The sequence below is a fragment of the Streptomyces sp. NPDC048290 genome, assembly GCF_040652095.1.
In the GTDB taxonomy this organism is placed as follows: Bacteria; Actinomycetota; Actinomycetes; order Streptomycetales; family Streptomycetaceae; genus Streptomyces.
Map to the genome: position 1 here is coordinate 13,639 of NZ_JBEZLM010000036.1, position 20,244 is coordinate 33,882.

A 20,244-nucleotide genomic window follows, 5' to 3' on the forward strand; every position below is an offset into this window, starting at 1 on the left:
GGAGCCGTGTCCGCTCCCTGTCCTGATCCCTCTCCACCCACACCTCCCGGCGGATGGCCGGCGGTACGTTGACCGCAGTGGAGCGGGGTGTCGGGTGGGCGAGAGGGGCGTGCTGTGGAGCGGCGGCGGTTGAGGGTCGGTGGGCGGGGGGTCTCGTATGTCGAGTCGGTGGGGGTCGGGCCCGCTGTCGTGTTCGTGCATGGGAACTCGTCGTCGGCCCGGGTCTGGGAGCCCCTGCTGAGCGGGGGGTTCGGGGAGCGGTTCCGGTGTCTGGCGGTGGATCTGCCGGGGCACGGGGAGTCGGAGGCGGCGGAGGGGGCGGACGGGTACTCGTTGCCGGGGTACGCGGCGGTGCTCGCGGAGTTCGTCCGGCGGACCGGGGCCGAGGATGCCGTGCTGGTGGGGTGGAGTCTGGGTGGGCACATCGTGCTGGAGGCGGCGGCGGAGCTGGCGCGGGCCGCCGGGTTCGTGGTGTTCGGGACGCCGCCGGTCTCCGGGGCCGGGGACTTCGGGCGGGCGTTCCTGCCCAATCCGGCCGTGAACATCGGGTTCACCGACGATGTCGACGCGGCGGGGGCCGAGGCGTACGCGCGGAGTTTTCTCGCGCCGGGGTCCGGGAGGGAGATCGGGGGGCTCGTCGCCGACATCCTCGGGACCGACGGGGCCGCCCGTACCGCGCTGTTCGCCAGTCTCGGCGCCGGGCGGTTCACCGACGAGGTGGGGATCGTGGGGCGGCTCGACCGTCCGCTCGCGGTGTTGCAGGGGGAGGGGGAGCAGTTGGTGAGTCTGGAGTATCTGCGGGGGATCGCCATGCCGACGCTCTGGCGTGGGGAGGTGCAGGTGGTGCCGGGCAGTGGGCACGCGCCGCAGATCGAGGCGACCGAGGTGTTCGGGGACCTCGTGGGGCGGTTCGTCGAGGAGGTTACGGGAGGGCGACGCGTGTCAGGCACGGAACGGTAACGAACCGCCGTTCCGGTGTAGTTGGCTGAATGCGCACCGTAGCATCCTCTGTCCCCGGGCCTTTTGCCGTGGTGTGTCCGGGTGGGGGAGGGGGGAACGGTGAAGTTCCCGTGTGCGACCCGTGGGGGGTCGCGTTCTGCGCAGATACGTGTGGTAATGGGCGCCGGGGTCTGTCTCGGGTTGCTGGTGCTCAGCGGGTGTTCCGGGGGCGGGGGTGACGCCGGGGGCGGGGGGTCCGCCGTACCGTCCGTCGTGGAGAGTGTCACTCCGTCCGTCGTGAGCGATCCGCCGACGTCCTACCTTCCGGAGTCGCCCTCGCCCAGTGACGTGGTCGAGACGACCGAGCCGCCTGTTCCGGAGGAGGAGGTGGTGGAGGAGGAAGAGGCGGTCGGCGGGGCTGAGGCGCTTTGGGGGGTCGAGTACAGCGGGACCGCCGAGGTCTCCGTCGACGTGTACGACTACTGCACCACCGACGGCTCCCGGCAGCTCGCGGACTCCCAGTCGTACGCCATGGACGCCACGCTCAGTCTCGGCTCGCCCCGGTCCGGCGGGGACGCCACCGAGGACAATCCGTTCAGTCTGGTGCTGGCCGTGGGACAGCCCTCCGACGCCGGGGCCGTGTCGCTCTGGTCGTCGTCCGTCAGTACCGTCTCCGGGCAGGATCTGGCCGGAAATCCGCGCGATCCCGATCTGCTGCTCCTCTACTGGCAGTTGGAGTGGGACGACGGTGAGCTGACCGGACAGCTCGTCGACGACCACACCGAGCAGGCCGTCGCCCTCAACCTGGTCAACTGGCCCAGCCAGATAGTGCCCTGCCGCAACGACCTCGGACAGTTGCCCGGCGGCTATCCGCACGCCGTCGCCGAGGGCACCACGCTCGGCGGCGACCTCGACACCGACGGCGCCTCGCTCACCGCCCAGGGCAGCACCGGCGACGGACAGCTGGAGTTCCGCTTCGACTTCAGCGGGAGCGCCTCATGAGCGGGCCGGACGTCCTCGCGGTGTGGGGGCCACGGGTCGCCGAGTGGGCGGCGCCGCACGAGACCGTGCTCGCCGCCCAGCTCGCCCACGCCTACGCGGAGGGCGGCGACGCCCGCCGCGCGCTGTTCCGCACCGGCGGCCACGCCCCGGGCGGCATCGGCGGTGAACTCTCCACCGTGCTGCCGGAGGTGCTCGACGCGCTCGCCCACGCCGCCGACGTGCTGAAGGCGCTGCTCTCCAGCCAGGAGTTCGCCAACACCGTCGCCACCACCGCGCTGCTCGTCAGCCTCCGGGGCGGGCGGTCCACGCGGGGGGAACAGCAGGCTGGGGACGCGGTGGCGCCGGAGGAGGTGTTACGGGCCGCGCTGCGGCTGCGGGAACGGCTGCTCGCCCACGGGGTCGCGCCCGATCTCGCCGACGATCTGGCCGCCCGGCTCACCACCGAACTCCTCGACTCCCGCGACCCCGCCGGAGCCGTCGCCTTTCTCGACGCGCTGGCCGCCCGGGAGGAGCCCGCGGCGCGGGTACCGGGGCGGTGGTCGGCCGGGGCCGTCGCCCGGCTGTTCCGGCGGCACCGGGGGTGAGCGCCCGGCAGAGCGCCCCGCTGGGGGGGCCGCTGTGGGGTCCGCTGTGGGGTCCGCCGCCCTGGCTCTGGCTGACCTGGGCGCTCTGCCTGGTGCAGACGAAGGTGCTGGTCGACTGGGTCGTCTGGTTCGTCGCGGAGGACTTCCGGATCACTCCGGTGCTGTCCGTCGTCCTGGCCATGACCGTCGTCCTCGCGGTGCCCGCGCTGGTCGGGCTGGCCGGGGCGCTCGCCCTGCTGGCGCCACGGGCGCGGGCCCGGCGGGTGGAGCGGCGGTACCGGCTGATGGCGCCCGAGCGGATGGCCGGTCCCGGGTCCGCCGAACTCGCCCGGGTGGTCGGTGAGATACGGGACTTCCTCGCCGCCCGCGCGCCCCGTACCGAACTGCGGGTCTCCCTGCTGCGGGAGCTGCCCGCCCGGGTCTACCCGGGCGGGTTCCGCACCGCCCGGGTCGCGGTCTTCGCGCCCCTGCTCGGGCTGTGGGCCCGCGACCGGCCCGCCGCCGAGGCGATCCTGCTGCACGAGGCCGGTCATCTCGGTCACGCCGAGCAGCATGTGGCCGGGCTCGGCAGTCCGCTCGTCGGGCTGGTGAAGGCATGGCCGTATCTGCTGCTGGGGTTCGGGGTCGTACCCGCCGGGCTGCTGCTCGCGGCCGGGCCGCTGCCCAGCGGGATGCCGTCCGCGCAGGTGCTGTTGATGCTGGCGGTCGTGCCCAAGACGCTGCTGGTGCTGGTCAGCGCGTTGTGGACGGCGGAGTTGACCGCCGACCGGTACGCCGTGCGCGCGGTCGGGCAGGACGTTCAGCTGCGGGCGCTCGGCGCGCTGGGCGGGCGCGGTGGTTCCTGGACCGCGCGGCTGCACCATCCGCCGCTGCGGCTGCGCCGCTGGTTCGTCGCGCGCTCCGGGCGGCCCGGCGCCCAGGCGCTGCTGATGCTGCTGTGGCCCGCCGCGATGGCCGTCGAGAGCGCGGCGGATCTGCTCGTGGCCGTCGCGGGCTACCGGCTGCTCGGCGAGACCCCGGCCGAGGCCGCGCGGACCGCGCTCGCGCTGGCCCACGACACGCTGCTCACGGGCCCCACCTGGTGGGCGACGCTCGCCCTGCTCGCGCTGTGGCCGCCGCTCGCCGGGCGCTGGTCACGGCTGTGGGGCTGGCGGGGGCCGACGGCCGGTACGTTCCGGCCCGCCGTGTACGCCGTCGCCGTGCTGCCGCCCGTCCTCGCGCTGCTGCTGGGGCTGCTGACGGTCCGTCCGGAGGCGGACCCGGTCGCACCGCCCGCCGCGTCCGCCGCCCCGCCGTCCGCGGGTCGGGAGGGGCTTCCCTCGCCCTGTCCCAGTCCCTCCCGGCCCGCGCCGCCCGTGCGGCCCGAGGGTCTCCCCGTCTTCGCCGCCCCGCCCGGCGCCGGGCCCGCCCCGGCCGCCACCGCCGCCCGTACCTTCCGGGGGCTGCGCGCCACCGCCGTCCGGCCGCTCGCCGGGACCAGCGCCCAGGCGGCCCGGGACACCGCCGCCCGGCTGCTGCGACTGCGCTGGACCCTCGCCGCCGACGCCACCCTGACCACCGACGACCCCGGCCTCCCGGCCCTGCGCCCGACCGCCGCGTACGGCGAGGTGCTGCTGTTGCGCGGGGAGCACACCGGCACCACCGAGGTCAGCGCCACCACGACCTGGACCGAGGCCCGGCTGACCCTGCCGGACGGGGGCGGCACCGCGCGGCTGGAGCTGATCCGCGCGGCCACGGGGGTCACCCACGCCGTGGTCGCCTGCCAGGTCTTCGACTCGACGGTCACCACGGCCGCCCGCCTCACCCTGGAACTGGGGGAGGGGTAGCGCACGGTGGACGGGACTTTCGCGCCGGAGTTGCGGAAGTGCCGTTCGGTGGTCCCCCCCCCTCGTGGTGGAAACAGGTTGCGGCGGAACCGCCCGCCGGGGTGGGGTGGGGGGATGAGCCGTGCCATGGGACAGCACACACCCCAGACGCTCCCCCTGCGCGGTCTCGCCGTGCTCGCCGCCCTCATGCTCGCCGCGTTCACCTTCAACACCGCCGAGAACCTCCCGGTCGGGCTGCTGGAGCTGATCGCCGCGAGCCTCGACGTGTCCGTCCCGGCCGTCGGACTGCTGGTCACCGGGTACGCCCTGACGGTCGCCGTCGTCTCGGTGCCGCTGGCGCACGCGGTGCGGTCCGTGCCCCGGCGCCATGTGCTCACCGGGGTGCTCGCCGCGCTGGCCGTCTCCAGCGTCGTCGCCGCGACCGCCCCGTCGTACGGTGTGCTGCTCGCGGCCCGGCTGGTGACCGCGCTGGGCCAGGCGCTGTTCTGGGCGGTGATGGGGCCGGTCGCGGTCGGGCTGTTCCCGGCGCGGATGCGCGGCCGGGTGATCGGGGCGCTGTCGGTCGCCGGGTCGCTCGCGCTGGTCCTGGGCGTGCCCGCCGGGACCTGGCTGGGCCGTACGGGCGGCTGGCCGCTGCCGGTCGCGCTGCTCGCCGTGCTCGCCCTGGCCTCGCTCGTCACGGTCGCCGCCCTGCTGCCGACGTCCCGCCCGGACGAGGAGCCCGCCGCCTACGCCGACCACCCCGACCGGCGCCGGTTCGCCGTGGTGCTGACGGCGTGCGCGCTGGCGGCCACCGGCGCCTTCGCCGGGTTCACCTATCTCGTGGCCTTCCTCGGCGGGGTGAGCCGCTTCTCGCCGGGGGCGGTCAACGCGCTGCTCGTGCTGTTCGGCGTGGCCACGCTCGCCGGGGTGACCCTGACCGGCCTCGTCCTGGACCGCCACCCCAGGGGCGCCCTCACCGCGGCCGTGGCCGTCCAGGCGACCGGCATGATCGGTCTGTACGCGAGCGGCGGGCACCAGACGGCCGTGGTGTTGTTCCTCGCCCTGACGGGCGCCGCCATCGGGCCGGTCTTCATGACCACCCAGAACACCATGCTCCGCTCCGCCCCCGGCCGCACCGACCTCGCCCTGGCCGCCAACTCCGGCGCCTACAACGCGGGGATCGCGGCCGGGGCGGCCCTGGGCGGGCTGATCCTCACCCTCGCCGGTGTCCGCGCCACGTTCCTGGCGGGCGGGCTGCTGACGGTGGCGGGGTCCGCGGTCCTGCTCGCGGGCGGGGGCGGCCAGAGGGCCGACCAAGAGGGCGGCCAAAGAGGCGGGGGCGGGCGAAAGGACGGCGGCGGGCTGCCCGGGGGAGGACCGGTGCCCGCCTGACCCCCGCCCGCTCCCCCGGACTCACCGCAGACTCACCCCGGGCTCACCACATCACCGGCAGTTCGTACAACCCCTTCAGCATCGCCTCCGCCTTCCACTTCAGCTCCTCCTCCGGCACCGCCGGCTTCAGACCGGGCAGCCGCTCCAGCAGCGTCCGCACGGCGACCTGCAACTCAAGCCGCGCCAGCCGCGAACCCACACAGAAGTGGGCGCCATGGCCGAAACTGAGGTGCGGCGCCTCGGGCTTGCGGTCCAGGACCAGCGACTCCGGGTCCCGGTACACCTCCGGGTCCCGGTTGGCCGCCGACATGTCGACCAGCACCGGCTCCCCGGCCCGCACCAGCACCCCGCCCAGCTCCACGTCCTCCAGCGCGTACCGGCAGAAGTTGAGCCCGTTCGGCATGGGCACGTACCGCAGCAGCTCCTCCACCGCCACCGGGATGTCGTCCGGGTTCTCCCGCAGCCGGGACATCCACTCGGGGCGGCGCAGCAGCAGATAGGAGAAGTTGGAGATCTGGTTGTACGTGGTGACGAAACCGGCCGTGAGCAGCTCCGCCGCCAGCTCGAACATCTCCTCGTAGGTGAGCCGCTCCTCCTCGTCCTGGGCCCGGACCAGGGCGCTGAGCAGATCCTCGCCGGGCTCGCGGCGGCGCAGCTCCACGAGTTCGCCGAGGAAGGCGACGAACGCCTCCGACTCGGCGACGAACGCCTCCAGCGACACACGGTGCGCCAGCATCAGATCCAGCCACTCCTGGATCTTGCGGTGGTCGCCCTCCGGGACGCCCAGCAGATCGCAGATCAGGGTGATGGAGAGCGGGAACGCGTAGTCCTGGACGAGGTCGCCGGGCGGGCCCTTCTCCTCCATCCGGTCCATCAGCTCCGTCGCGATCTCCTGCACCCGGTCCGTGAGCTGGTCGACCCGGCGGACACTGAAGTGCCGGGCGACGACCTGGCGCAGCCGGGTGTGCTCGGGCGCGTCGGTGGACATCAGGCCGACGCCGCTGGTGGACAGCGGACGCATCCGGGGCTGGTCCCGGTGGACCCCCGCGGCCAGGCTGAACCGGTGGTCGGCCAGCACGAGCCGGGCGTCCGCGTACCGGGTCACCAGCCAGGCGTCCTCCCCGTACGGCAGTTTCACCCGCGGCAGCGGACCGGCCCGCAGTTCGGGGTAGCGGGGCGAGAGGTCAAGGCACTCAGGGGAGGTGAACGGGTAGCGCAGGGGTGACGGGTGCTCGGTCATCGGTTGTCGCGTCCTTTCCATGATGTCCTCGGATGTCGTCCGGCGGTCGGGGGTCCTGCCGGTCGTGCGGGCCCACCGGGATGACCACATGGGTGGGCGGTGGGGCCGAGGTGTCGACGTCGGCGGTGAACGTCCGTCCGTCGTCCCGGCAGACGAACTGCATGACGTGCCGTCCCGCGGCGGCGGCCCGGATCAGCCCGCCCGTGGTGGCCCACACCCCGGAGAGGTAGAAGTTCGACAGGCCCGGCAGCGCGGGACCGTACTTCTTGATCAGCTCTTCCATCGTCTCGCCGCTCTCCACGAACGGCTGCCAGCCCAGCACGGTCCCGTCGTAGTTCCCGGTGTAGCGGACCTGGGTCAGCGGCGTGGACACGTCCCGGACCGCGACCGTGTCCCGCAGACCGGGGAAGCGGTGCTCCAGGAACTCCAGCAGCGCGTCCCGCACCTGGTGCTTGCCCTCGTAGTACGCCCGGCCGCGGCGCACCGGCAGGGTGTGCAGCTCGGTGCCGCCACGGCTGCGGGTGCGCTGCTCGGGGCCGTCGCTCAGCTCCCGCCACGGCTCGACGTCCGAGAAGTAGGTGACGTAGAGGACGGTGGTGCGCTCCGGGGACAGCTCCGGATAGTGGACGCTGCGGAACTGGACATTGATGCTGGGATGGCGGATACCGGTCAGCCGGGCCGCCTCCTCGTCGGTCAGCAGATACGTGGTGCAGGGGTCGCCCTCGGGGAAGGGGCGGCGCAGCCCGAGGAAGAGGGCGACATAGCCGGGGAAGACCATGCCGGGCTCGTCGATGACCTCGGTGTAGAGCCGCCGGTACTCCTCCGGCATGTAGCGGCCCTTGAGGAGCCGGGTCGTGGTGGCGTGGCCGTCGGCCGCCGACACCACGATGTCCGCGCGGAACTCCTGTCCGTCGCTGAGCCGGACGCCGACCGCCCGGTCGTCCTCGACGAGGATCTCCTCGACCTTCGCGTTGTAGGTGACCTCCCCGCCGAGCCGCCGGTAGCGCTGCTCGATGGAGGTGGACAGCCCCAGTGAGCCGCCCTCGGGCACCCCGGCCGACAGATTGGCGTGCGACGCCAGCTGGAAGTAGAACGGCAGCACGGGGAACGCGGAGTGCTTCTCGTAGAGCACGAAGTTGAACGCCTCGCGCAGCAGCGGGTCCTTGAACTTCGCCGAGTACTCGGTCATCAGGACGCTGATCGACTTCCGGATGACATTGAAGTAAGGGATGAAGGAGGCGAGCATCCGCCAGCGCTCCTTCCGGCCCATCAGCCCGACCGGCTTCAGGAACGGATATGTGGCCAGAGCGGCGCGGAACTTCCGCAGCCCCTGGCAGAAGTCGCGGATGCGCCGGGCGTCCGCCGGGGAGATCTCCCGCAGATGGGCCTCAAGACGGTCCGGGTCGGAGTAGAAGTACACCGCCCGGCCGTCCCGCCCGCGCACCACGTTGAAGACATCGAAGTGGCGCATCTCCTTGCCCTGGAGGGCGCCCAGCTCCAGCCAGATCTGGTGCATCTCGTTGCCGGGGCCGCAGCCCAGCAGCCAGCTCACACAGCAGTCGAAGGTGAAGTCGCCCCGGTCCCAGGCGGTGCAGCAGCCGCCGGGGATCTCATGCATCTCGAAGATCCGGGACCGGTAGCCGTTCATCTGGGCGTAGCAGCCGGTGGACAGTCCGCCCAGACCCGCCCCGATGATGATCATCGTCTGGCGTGGCGACCCGTCCGGTGCCGTCGCCCGCTCGTCGTTCCTCGTCACGCCCACCCTCACCTCGTGCTCTGGTCCAGCTGGGGCAGATGGCCCAGCTTCCCGGCGTGCCACGCCTCGCCGCCGGTGCTCTCCCACGCCTGGAACGGCAGCCCCCACTCCTCGCACAGGTACTGGGCGACGAACCGCCCGCCGGACGCCACCCGCACCAGCCCGCCGCCGGTGAACCACTGGCCCGCCAGCGACAGACCGGCCAGCCCCGGCAGCCGCAGCCGGTCCTTGTCGATCAGCGACTGCACCAGGTCGTCGGCGTCCGTGAAGGACTTCCAGCCGAGGATGGAGCCGCCCAGATTGCCGGTGTAGCGCTCGGTGGTGACCGGCGTGGCCACGTCGATCACCTCGACCCGGCCCGCGATCCCCGGATACCGCCGGTCGAGGAACTCCCGCACGAACGCCCCGGCCCGCTCCTTGCGCGCCCGGTACGCCCGCCGGTCGGTGCGCCGCAGCGCCTTCCAGGAGTCGTAGTCACTGAAGTACGTGCAGTGGATGACGGACTTCCCGGGCGGGGCGAGCCCGTCGGAGAACCGGGAGCGCAACTGCACCACCAGACTGTTCTGGAGCACCCCCGGCAGCCGCGCGCTGTCGGCGTCGGAGAGCAGATACGTGGCGCTGTGCGGGGCGTCCGCCGGGACGTCCCCGTCGAACCCGACGAACACCGACACGACCCCCGGGTACACCGACTCCGGGGTGTCCGGCAGGGTGTCGAACAGCTGCCGTACCCGCGCCCCGGAGTACTGCCCGTCCAACAGCCGCTCCAGGGTGGTGGCGCCGTCGCAGGCCGCCACCACATGGTCGGCGTAGTGCCGTTCCCCGCCGCGCAGCTCCACACCGACCGCGCGCCCGTCCTCCACGAGGATGCGCTCCACCCGGGCCCGGTAGTCGATCCGGCCGCCCAGCGAGGTGTACCGCTCCTCGATGGACCGGGCGAGCCCCAGCGAACCCCCCTGCGGGAAGCCCGCGTTGGACTGGTGCGCGCCCGCCATGTTGAACAGGTACGGCATCAGCGGGAAGACCTCGTGGTCCTGGAAGAAGATGAACGGCAGCGCCTGCCGCAGCAGCGGGTCCTGGAAGCGCGCCGCGAACGCCTCCATCGACGTACCCGCGGTGCGCCGCAGCAGATTCACCTTCGGCAGGATCTTGCGGGCCGCCCGTCCCTTCTCCCGCAGCGTCATCAGCGGGGCCGGTTTCAGGAACGAGAACAGGTCGAGGTCGCCGAAGGCGCGCAGATCCCGGCAGAACCGGCGGATCAGCCGCTCGTCGCCCGGGGACAGCCCCAGCAGATGCGTCTCCAGCCGGTCGGGGTCGTTGTAGAACGCCACCGAGCGGCCGTCGGCGCCGACCACCGTGTTGAAGGTGTCGAAGTGGCGGATCGACTTGCCGTCCAGCGCGCCGAGTTCCCGCCACACCTGGTGGGCGTCGTTGCCGGGGGCCGTGCCGATCAGCCACTCGATGCAGTAGTCGAAGATGTAGCCGTCCCGGCCCCAGGCCGTGCAGCAGCCGCCGGGCAGGACGTGCTTCTCGAAGACCCGGGTCTCCATCCCGCTCATCTGGCTGTAGCAGCCGGTCGACAGCCCGCCGACGCCCGCGCCCACGATGATCACCCGGGGCCGCTCGCCGGGGGCCAGGGTCCGCGCCTCCCAGGGCGCCCGCTGGTTACGGCGCATGAGGGGCCGCCTCCTTCGCCGTTCCGTTCGGCGCCCCGGTCAGCTCGCCCCGCCCGTTCGACGGCTGCTCACCGCCGTTGCCGTTGCTGCCGTTGGTCCGCTCGATGACCGGTGCCTGCGGCTGCTCCAGCACCGACGTCCGGGGCAGCCCCCCGCCCAGCGCCGCCCGCGGCAGCCGGGACGTGGCCCGCGCCGCCGGGGGCTCCGCGTCCTCCGGTGTCCCCGGGGCGACGACCACCGCCCCGGTCAGCACCTCGCGCACCAGCCCCGCGTTGTGCTCCACACACCCCGGGTCCAGCATGTCGGCGTGGACGCCCGCGCCGCGCAGCACCTCGGTGCGCACGGTCGACGTGCCATGCCAGGTGCCGCGCTCCCCGGCCGCGTAGAACGCGGTCTTCGCCTCGTCGGAGACCACGGTCACCCGCGCCCCGACCGTCCCGGTGTTGGGGGTTCGCCCGCTGAACTCGATGTACCCCCGGGCCTGGGCCAGCGTCTCGCGGGCCACCGTCTCCGACCCGGTGTGCTTGCGCAGATGCTCGCTCAGCTCCCGCTCGAACGCCGCGAGATGCTCCGGCCCCGGCGTGAACCCGCTGTCGATCCGGTACGAGTCGAGGATCACCACGTCCCCGACCTCGCGCCCGCGCCGCTCCAGTTCCTTGGCCACCTCGAAGGCGAGGTTCCCGCCCAGCGAGTACCCCAGCAGCGCGCACCGCCCGTCCGGCCGCAGCTCCTCGACCAGATCGGCGTACCGCACCACCTTGTCGTCCCCGGCGAGATAGTTGAACGCGATCAGCTCGTACTCGGGCAGCTGCTCGGCGAAGCGCCGGTACACCAGCCCGTGGCCGCCCGCGGGCGGGAAGCAGAACACCCGCTCCCCGGCGCCCCGGTGGAACGCCAGATACGGCTGGGCGCCCGGCAGCCGCCCGGTGACGATGTCCTCGACCGTACGGGCCATGCCGTGCAGGGTGGTCACCTGGAACAGCCGGCTGACCGGGATGTCCACCCCGAACTCGCCGCGCAGCCCGTGGATCAGCTCGATCAGCTTGATGGAGCTGCCGCCCGAGTCGAAGAAGTCGTCCTGGAGGCCGGGGGACCCGATGCCGAGCAGGGTCCGCCACAGCTCGGCTGTGCGTGTCTCGTACAGCGTGACCGGCGGCTCGTACGCCTCCTTGCCGGTGACGAACCGGGGTTCGGGCAGCGCGGCCACGTCCACCTTGCCGTTCGCGGTGAGCGGCAGCGCGGGCAGTTCGGTGAAGGACGACGGGATCAGATACGTGGGCAGCCGCTCGCCGAGATCGCGGCGCAGCTCCCGCCAGTCGAGGCGCTCACCGGGGACGGCGACCCCGTACGCGCACAGGGTGTTCTCGCCCCGCGCGTCCGGCCGGACCACGACCACCGCGCGCTCCAGCGCGGGCCAGCGGGCGAGCTGGGACTCGATCTCCCCGATCTCCACCCGGTGTCCGGCGACCTTGACCTGCGAGTCGGCCCGGCCCAGCAGATGGATGGTGCCGCCGGTGTCCCAGCGGGCCAGGTCCCCGGTCCGGTACAGCCTGACCGGACGTCCGTCCAGCTCACGGACGGTGAACCGCTCGGCGGTCTGCTCGGCGTCGCCGAGATAGCCGAGCGCGACCCCGGCCCCGCCGATCCACAGCTCGCCCGCGACCCCGGGCGGCACCGGCTCGCCGTGCACGTCCAGGACGTACACCTCGGCGCCCGGGAAGGGCCGTCCGATCGGCACCATCCGGCCGGGCTCCAGCCCCTCGGCGGGGCCTTCGAACCAGGTCGAGTCGATGGTCGCCTCGGTCAGCCCGTAGGAGTTGACCACCCGGGTGTCCGGGCCGCACAGCGCGCGCAGCCGCTCGTACTCGGCGACCTTCCAGGTGTCCGAGCCGACCGCCAGCAGCCGCAGGAAGTCGAGGCGCAGCCCCTCGCTCTCGCAGTGCGCCATCAGCCCGCGCACCACGGACGGCACGAACTCGGCGCAGTCCACGCCCTCCGCCCGCATCGCCGTGTACAGCCGGGCCGTGCTGAACAGCAGCTCCCGCCCGACCGGCACCAGCGTCCCGCCCGAGCACAGGGCCCGCACCAGGTCGCCGGTGAAGACGTCGAACGCCGGGCTCGCCATCTGGAGGTGCACCCGCACCTCGTCGTCCAGCCGGTACGCCTCCCGCCAGGCCGCGTACGCGGCGGCCAGATTGCGGTGGCTGACCCGGACCGCCTTGGGCAGCCCCGTGGAACCGGAGGTGTAGATCACATAGGCGGGGCTGTCCAGCGACACGGTGGGCTCCACCAGGTCGCCCGCCGCCCCGTCCGCCGCCGACTCAAGCTCTGTGTACGGCAGTACGCCCGGCCGTCCCGCCAGCCGCTCGGCCCCGGCCGCGTCGACCACGACCCGGGCCGCCCCGGCGTGCTCCACCAGGGACGCCAGCCGGTCCGCCGGGTTCCCCGGGTCCAGCGGCAGATACGCGCCGCCCGCCCGCAGCACCGCCAGCAGCGTCACGATCAGCTCCGGCGACTTCGCCATGCAGACCCCGACGACCGTGCCCTCGCCGACGCCCAGCGCCCGCAGCCGCCCGGCCAGCGCCCTGCTGCGGGCGTCCAGCTCGCCGTACGACAGCCGTCCGCCCGGACCCGCCTCGTCCGGCATCCGGACCGCCGTCGCCTCCGGCCGCTGCGCGGCGACCCGGCCGATCAGCTCGTGCACCGGCATCCCGGTGTCGGCGGCCCGTCGGCCCGCGCCGCTCCACTCGCCGAGGATCTGCCGTCGCTCGGGCGCGGCGAGCAGCGGGAGCCGGTCGGCGGGCCGCCCGGCCGGGGCGCGGGTCAGGGCGTCCAGCACCTGGACGTAGTGGCCGGACAGCCGGCGCATGGTCTCGGCCAGGAACAGGTCGGTGTTGTACTTGAAGACACAGTGGAAGCGCCGGTCGGCCTCGTCCTCGTACACCGACAGCGTCAGGTCGAACTGGCCCTCCTCCTCCGGGAGTTCGATGTACTCCAGGCGGTAGCCGTACTTCTGGGTGGCCACCTTGTGGGTGAGCAGGATGAACATGGCCTGGAACACGGCGGACCGGCTCGGGTCGTGCTGGAGCCCTAGCTCCTCCACCAGCAGCACGAACGGGTACTCCTGGTTGTCCAGACCGCCCAGCACCACCTCCCGCACCCGGGCGAGCAGCTCCTCCACGGACGGCCCGTCACCGAGGTTCACATGCAGCGGCAGCGGGTTCACGAAGTAGCCGTAGACCGAGGAGAACTCCTCCTGGGTGCGGCCGGTGACCGGGCTGCCGACGATGATGTCGTCCTGCCCGGAGTAGCGGTGCAGCAGTACGTAGTAGGCGCTGAGCAGCACCATGAAGACGGTGACGTTGTGCTCCCGGGCCACCTCGTGGACCCGGGCGCTCAGCTCCTCGTCCAGCACGAAGAACTCCGACGCCCCGTTGTGGGTCTGCACCGGCGGGCGCGGTTTGTCGGTGGGCAGGTCCAGGACCGGCACCTCGGCCGGCAGATGCGTCTTCCAGTAGTCCAGCATCCGGCGCGCCTGCGGGCCCGCGAGGAACTGGTTCTGCCAGTTGAGGAAGTCCAGATAGCGGGCGGCGAGCTGCGGCAGCTCGGGGGAGCGCCCCCGACGCAGCGCCTCGTACACCGCGAGGAGTTCCTCGATGAAGGTGAAGGTGGAGATGGCGTCCGACACGATGTGGTGGACGGCCTTCATCAGCACCCACCGGTCGTCGGCGCGGCGGAACAGCCGCAGCCGGATCAGCGGGTCCCGCTCCAGGTCGTAGGGCTTGCGGTACTCACGCACGATGGTGGCGTGGATGTCGTCCCAGGCCACCCCCTCGACATCGAACAGGCCGGTGTCCGCGCGGGCGGCGGCCTCGGCGGCGGGCGCCACCCGCTGCACCGGCTGCCCGTCCTCGTGGACGAAGGTGGCGCGCAGGCTCGGATGCCGGGCGATCAGCGTGCGGAACGCGTCGAACATCAGCTCGGGGTCGAGCGCGACCCGCACCTCGACGGCCCCGCCGATGTTGTAGGCGAACCCGTCGGGGTTGAGCTGCTTGAGGAACCACAGCGCCTTCTGGTTCTGGGTCAGCGGATGCCGCGACTCGTCCTCGAACAGCTCGACCGCGGTGACCTCGCCCGCGTCCGTCCCGTCGGCGGCCAGCTCCGCGATGCCCTCGTGCAGCCGCCCGACCAGCTCGGCGACCGGGGCGCTGCCCAGCAGGGTGACGACCGGCAGGGCGAGGCCCAGTTCGGCCTGGACGCGGGAGCGCAGCTCCATCGCCAGCAGCGAGTCCAGGCCGAGCGCGCCCAGCGCCGCCGCCGGGTCGACCCGCTCGGCGGGCACCCGCAGCACTCCGGCGACGACGGCCGTGAACCGCTCGGCGACCAGCGCCCGCCGCTCCTCGTCCCCGGCGTCACGGAACGCGTCCAGGAACCCGCTGTGCTCACCGCCCGCGCCCCCGGCCCCGCCCCCGGCGGCGGCCAGCTCCGCGACCAGCGGCGGCGGCACCGGGTACCAGGCCAGGAACACCGGCCAGTCCACCACCGTCGCCACCAGCAGCTGCGCCCGGTCCTGCCCGATGACCCGCTCCAGCACGGCCATCCCGGCGTCCGGCGACAGCGAACTCATGCCCCGGTTCACCCGGTAGTGCTCGATCAGCCCCAGTTCCTCGATCATGCCGGTCGCCCACGGCCCCCAGTCGAGGCTGAGACCGGGCAGCCCCCGCGCCCGCCGGTGGTGGGCCAGCGCGTCCAGGAAGGCGTTGCCCGCCGCGTAGTTGGTCTGCCCGGCGGTGGTCAGCAGGGAGGCGACGGAGGAGAACAGCACGAAGTGGTCGAGCGGTTCGTCCGCGAGCTGCCGGTGCAGGGCGTACGCCCCGAGCACCTTCGGGTCGTGCACGGCGGAGAACGTCTCCCGGTCCATCTCCGGCAGCAGCGTGTCCCGCACCTGCCCGGCCAGATGGAACACGCCCCGCACCGGCGGCGACTCCAGCGACCGGTACTCCGCGAGCCACGCCCCGAGCGCCCGCTCGTCGCTCACATCGAGCGGCGCGAGCACCGGCTGCGCCCCGAGCGCCTCCAACTCCCGTACGAACGCCACCGCGCGGCCCGCCGGGGACGCGGGGTCGGTGGTGCGCCACGCGGACCGCTCGGGCAGCCGGGTACGGCCGACCAGGATCAGCCGCCGCGCCCCCCAGCCCACCAGCGCCCGGCACAGCAGCCGCCCCAGCGCGCCGAACGCGCCGGTCACCAGATACGCCCCGTCGGCCCGCAGCCGCAGCGGCAGCGGCCGGGTCAGCCCCTCGACCGGCGCGAGCCGGCTGGTGAACCGCCGCCCGCCGCGCACCGCGATCTCGTCCTCGCCGTCGGTCGCGGTCAGCTCCCGCAGCAGCGCCGCCGCCTCCGCCCGCCGGTCCCCGCCGGCCGCGTCCAGGTCGATCAGCCGCCCGCGCCGGGCGGTCAGCTCCTGCTGCCACAGCACCCGCCCGATGCCCCACGCCGGGGCGCCCACCGGCTCCACCGGATCGCCGGGCAGCACCGCCTGGGTGCCCCGGGTGACGATGTGCAGTCGCCCCGAGGGCAGCGCCTGGGCGAGCGCGATCAGCGCGTGGCCGCAGCCCCCGGACACCTCCCGCAGCCGCTCCGCGCCGCCCGCCGCGTCCAGCGCGGGCAGATCCAGCGGCCACAGATCCACCACCTGCTCGTACGGGGCCTGTCCGGCCGCCGCCAGCTCCGCGAACAGCCGCTCCAGATCGGCCGCCTCGCCGGGCCGCACGGCCGACTCGCGCCCGTCCCCGGCGAGGCGGTACTCCGCGCCGGGCCGCACCAGGTGGCAGTGCCCGCCGCGTTCGGTGATCAGCGCGGCCAGCGCGTCGGCGACCCCGTCGGCGTCGGCCAGCAGCAGACAGCGCGGGGCGCCCTCCGCCACGGCTTCCTCGTCGTGGGGCCGCTCCACCCAGCCGACGTCCGCCAGCCAGGAGTCGACGGTGGCCAGGCTCACCGCCGCCGACGCCCGCTCCACGTCGGCCGCCCGGAAGCCGCTCACCCGGCCCAGCGCGGCGCCCTCCTCGTCGTGGACAGCGATGTCACCGGTGAGTTCCCCGCCGTCCTCGCGGGTCACCACCGCGTGCGCCCAGATCGCGCGGTCGCCGACGGCGGCCATGCGCACCTCGGCGATCGACAGCGGCAGCCGGATACCGCCCGAACCGCCGGAACCCGCCAGCAACTGCGGGGTCAGCAGGGTCTGGAAGCAGGCGTCCAGCAGCACCGGGTGCATATGGTGCCCCGCCGTGTCGCCCGCGATGGCCCCGGTCGGCCGGATACGGGCCAGCGCCTCACCGGGCCCGATCCACACCTCCTCGATGCCCTGGAACGCCGGACCGTAGTGGTAGCCCAGCTCCGCCAGCGCCGCATAGCACTCCGGCCCGGTCAGCCGCCGCACCCCCCGGGCCCGTACGGCGTCCAGGTCCAGCGGCGGGGCGCCCGTCGCGCGCTGCCCGGCGCGCACCACCCCGCGCGCGTGCACCGACGGCTCACGGCCCTCCTCCCCGGGCACACCCGCCACCGTGAACCCCGCGTCCTCGGGCGAGAACGACAGCTGTACGGCGCTCGCGCCCTGCGCGGGGTCCGCCGCCAGGAACAGCGCCTTGCGCAGCTCGATATCGGCGATCACGGCCTCGCCGCCGCCGGTCAGCTCCCGCACCGCCTGCGTGGCCATCTCCACATAACCCGCCGCCGGGAACAGCGCGTTGCCCTGGATGCGGTGATCGTCGAGATACGGCAGCGCCTCCACGTCGAGCCGCGCCTCCCAGGTCGGCTCGGCCGTCGCCATCCGCCGCCCCAGCAGCGGGTGCGCGCGCCGCCCGAGGCGGATCTGCTCGACCGCCTTCGGCTCCGTCCAGTGCCGGTCGCGCCGCCACGGGTAGCGCGGCAGCGGCACGATCCGCCCGCGCGGATGCGCCCCCGCCCAGTCGATGTCCACGCCCAGCGTGTGCAGCGCGGCCAGCCCCAGCGCGAACCGCTCCCGCTCGCCCTCCTGGCGCCGGATCGAGGGCACACTGCGCCCCTCGGCCCCGTTCGCCGCCAGGCACTCGGCGATCGAGTGGCCCAGCACCGGATGCGGCCCGATCTCCAGGAACAGCCCGAACCCGTCCCCGACGAGCCGGTCCACCGCGTCCCGGAACCGCACGCTGTCCCGCACATTGCGCCACCAGTAGTCCGCGTCCAGCTCGGGCCCCTCGGCCCGCCCCTGCGCCGCCGCCGCGAGCCCGCCGGTCAGATACAGCGGCACCCGCGCCCGGCCCGGCTCCAGCCCGGCCAGCGACGACAGCAGCTCGTCCTTGATGGGGTCCATCCGAGGGCTGTGGTACGGCACCCGCACGGTGAGGAACTTGGCGAACACGTCCTCCAGCCGCAGCGCCTCCGCCAGCTCACCGAGCGCCGCCTCGTCCCCGGCCAGGGTGATCGCGGTGGGGCTGTTCACGGCGGCCACCGACACCCGGTCCGCGTACGGCGCCACCCGCCGCTGGGCCTCCTCCTCCGACAGGCTCACCGCCAGCATGGCCCCGGTGCCGACCAGCTTCTGCTGGAGCCGGCTGCGGTGCACGACGACCGTGACGGCCTCCCGCAGGGTGTACACCCCGGCCTCGTAGAACGCGGCCACCTCACCGGTGCTGTGCCCGACGATCGCGTCCGGCCGCACGCCCCTGCTGCGCCACAGCGCGGCCAGACCCACCTGGACCGCGAAGTTGGCGGGCTGGGCGAGCCAGGTCTCGGCCATCTTGGAGTCGGCCTCGTCCGCGGACAGCTCCTCCACCAGCGACCAGCCGGTCAGCTCCCGCAGCTCCCGGTCGCACGCCTCGACCGCCGCCCGGTACACCGGCTCGGTCGCGAACAGCTCCCGGCCCATCGCCCACCACTGCGGGCCCATCCCGGTGAACACCCACACCAGCCGGGGATCGGACTGCCGCTGCCCGGTCACCACCCGGGGGTGCGACTCGCCGCGCGCGGCGGCCTCCAGGGCCTCCGCCAGCGACTCGGGCGTGTCGTGCACCACGGCGAGCCGCGCCTCCAGGTGCTGGCGGCGCCGGGCGAGCGTGTACCCCAGGTCGGACGCCGCCGCGCCCGCCGCGAGTTCGTCCCGGACACCGGCGGCGGCCCGCACGAGCAGCTCCGGGTCACGGGTGCTCAGCGGAAGGATCGCGAACCCGCCCTCCTGGTGCCCGGTCCCGCCCGTCTCGGCCGGGGCGTCCTGTGCCCGCTCGGGCGCCGCCTCCAGCAGCACATGCGCGTTCGTCCCGCCGAACCCGAAGGAGTTCACCCCGGCCCGCGCGGGGCCCTCGTGCTCCGGCCAGGGCACCGCGCGGGTCGGGATGCGGTACGGCAGGGCGTCCGGGTCGATCGCCGGGTTCAGCTGCTCCAGGTTGATGTGCGGGGGGATCACGCCGTGCTTGAGCGCCAGCGTGGTCTTGATGAGTCCGGCGATCCCGGCCGCCGACTCGGTGTGCCCGATGTTGGTCTTGACCGACCCGACGTAGCAGGCGGCGCCCGGCTCCCGCCCGATGGCCAGCGCCCGGCCCAGCGCCCCCGCCTCGATGGGGTCCCCGACCGGCGTCGACGTCCCGTGCGCCTCCACGTACTGGAGGCTGCCCGGCACCACCCCGGCCTCCGCGCACACCCGCTCGATCAGCGCGACCTGCGCGTCGGCGCTGGGCACGGTGATGCCGTTGGTCCGCCCGTCCTGGTTGACGCCGCTGCCGGTGATCACGGCGTGCACCGGGTCGCCGTCGCGCAGCGCGTCCTCCAGCCGCTTCAGGGCGACGATGCCGACGCCCTCGGCGCGCACATAGCCGTCGGCGGACGCGTCGAAGGTGCGGGAGCGGCCCTCGGGGGACAGGAAGCCGCCCTTGGTCTCGGCGATGGTGTACTGCGGCGCCATGTGCAGCAGCGTCCCGCCGGCCAGCGCGAGCCCGGTCTCGCCCCGGCTCAGGCTCTGACAGGCCAGATGCACCGCCACCAGCGACGAACTGCACGCCGTGTCCAGCGAGACGCTCGGCCCCCGGAAGTCGAAGCAGTACGAGATCCGGTTCGACACCATCGTCATCATCGTGCCGGTGGCGGTGTGCGCGGCGAGCGTCTCGAAGCCGAGGTCGGCGAACTGGAGGATCTTGTAGTCGAGGGTGAACGCGCCGACGAACACCCCCACATCGGTGCCCGCCAGCTCGCCGGGCCGCTGTCCGCCGTCCTCCAGCGCCTCCCAGGCCACCTCCAGCAGCTTGCGCTGCTGCGGGTCCATATGGGCCGCCTCGCGCGGGCTGATCCCGAAGAACGCCGGGTCGAACTCGTCGAACCCGTCGATGTATCCGCCGCGTCCGCCGACCAGCCGCCCCGGCTTGGCCTTGTCCCTGCTGCCCAGGGTCGCCGTGTCGTAGCGGTCCGGGGGCGTCGCCGTGATGCAGTCTCTGCCCTCGACCAGGTTCCGCCAGAACGCGCGGTGGTCGCTGGCGCCGCCGGGCAGCCGGCAGCCGATGCCGATGATCGCGATCTTGTCGCGCGGAACGTGCGGAACGTGCGGAACGTCTCGCGGGACGTCACGGGGCACTTCGCGGGGGACTTCGCGGAGAGCGTCGTGGGGGACGGAGTCCGAGGCGTGGGACATGGCCGAGTCCTTGGTCTGTCGTGAGTGTGGGCGCGTGAGCGGCACGCGCGGGCACGGGAAAGGGCAGGGCGAGGGCCCGGCGCGGGGGAGAGCCGGCCGCGGCCGGGCGGACGAACGCGGACGTACGGGCGCGCGGGCGACAGGCGGTCGCCGCGGCGTACGGCGCGGTGAGGGGGTCTGGTGATCCGGTCCGGC

Annotated in this window: 9 protein-coding genes; 5 read left to right on the forward strand and 4 right to left on the reverse strand. The window is 73.7% G+C overall.

The features are described from left to right. Positions 1-189: 189 nt before the first annotated feature. From AB0D49_RS38290 to AB0D49_RS38310, 5 genes are all read left to right on the forward strand, one after another. On the forward strand, positions 190-960 hold the full coding sequence (locus AB0D49_RS38290; protein ID WP_362767628.1) for an alpha/beta hydrolase: 771 nt from the start codon (positions 190-192) through the stop codon (positions 958-960). 276 nt (positions 961-1,236) lie between these two features. Then, on the forward strand, positions 1,237-1,941 hold the full coding sequence (locus AB0D49_RS38295) for a hypothetical protein (RefSeq protein WP_362767630.1): 705 nt from the start codon (positions 1,237-1,239) through the stop codon (positions 1,939-1,941). Further along, positions 1,938-2,525: a hypothetical protein gene (locus AB0D49_RS38300; protein ID WP_362767633.1), complete on the forward strand. Its 588-nt coding sequence runs from the start codon at positions 1,938-1,940 to the stop codon at positions 2,523-2,525. The genes AB0D49_RS38295 and AB0D49_RS38300 overlap by 4 nt, the downstream gene beginning before the upstream one ends. Then, a complete protein-coding gene (locus tag AB0D49_RS38305) occupies positions 2,522-4,351 on the forward strand; it encodes a hypothetical protein (protein ID WP_362767636.1) in 1,830 nt (609 codons plus the stop codon). The genes AB0D49_RS38300 and AB0D49_RS38305 overlap by 4 nt, the downstream gene beginning before the upstream one ends. Positions 4,352-4,477: 126 nt before the next feature. Continuing rightward, positions 4,478-5,725: an MFS transporter gene (locus AB0D49_RS38310; RefSeq protein ID WP_362767639.1), complete on the forward strand. Its 1,248-nt coding sequence runs from the start codon at positions 4,478-4,480 to the stop codon at positions 5,723-5,725. Positions 5,726-5,768: 43 nt separating this feature from the next. Here AB0D49_RS38310 and AB0D49_RS38315 read toward each other — a convergent pair whose 3' ends face one another. From AB0D49_RS38315 to AB0D49_RS38330, 4 genes are all read right to left on the reverse strand, one after another. After that, entirely contained in the window at positions 5,769-6,965 is a 1,197-nt protein-coding gene (locus tag AB0D49_RS38315; RefSeq protein WP_362767642.1) for a cytochrome P450, read from the reverse strand. Next, positions 6,919-8,667 carry an NAD(P)/FAD-dependent oxidoreductase gene (locus AB0D49_RS38320; RefSeq protein ID WP_362767758.1) on the reverse strand — a complete coding sequence of 583 codons (1,749 nt, stop codon included), beginning with the start codon at positions 8,665-8,667 and terminating at the stop codon, positions 6,919-6,921. Before AB0D49_RS38320 ends, AB0D49_RS38315 begins: the two co-directional genes overlap by 47 nt. A 62-nt stretch (positions 8,668-8,729) precedes the next feature. Next, positions 8,730-10,394 carry an NAD(P)/FAD-dependent oxidoreductase gene (locus AB0D49_RS38325; RefSeq protein ID WP_362767645.1) on the reverse strand — a complete coding sequence of 555 codons (1,665 nt, stop codon included), beginning with the start codon at positions 10,392-10,394 and terminating at the stop codon, positions 8,730-8,732. Beyond that, on the reverse strand, positions 10,384-20,049 hold the full coding sequence (locus AB0D49_RS38330; RefSeq protein WP_362767648.1) for an amino acid adenylation domain-containing protein: 9,666 nt from the start codon (positions 20,047-20,049) through the stop codon (positions 10,384-10,386). Before AB0D49_RS38330 ends, AB0D49_RS38325 begins: the two co-directional genes overlap by 11 nt. Positions 20,050-20,244 lie beyond the last annotated feature (195 nt).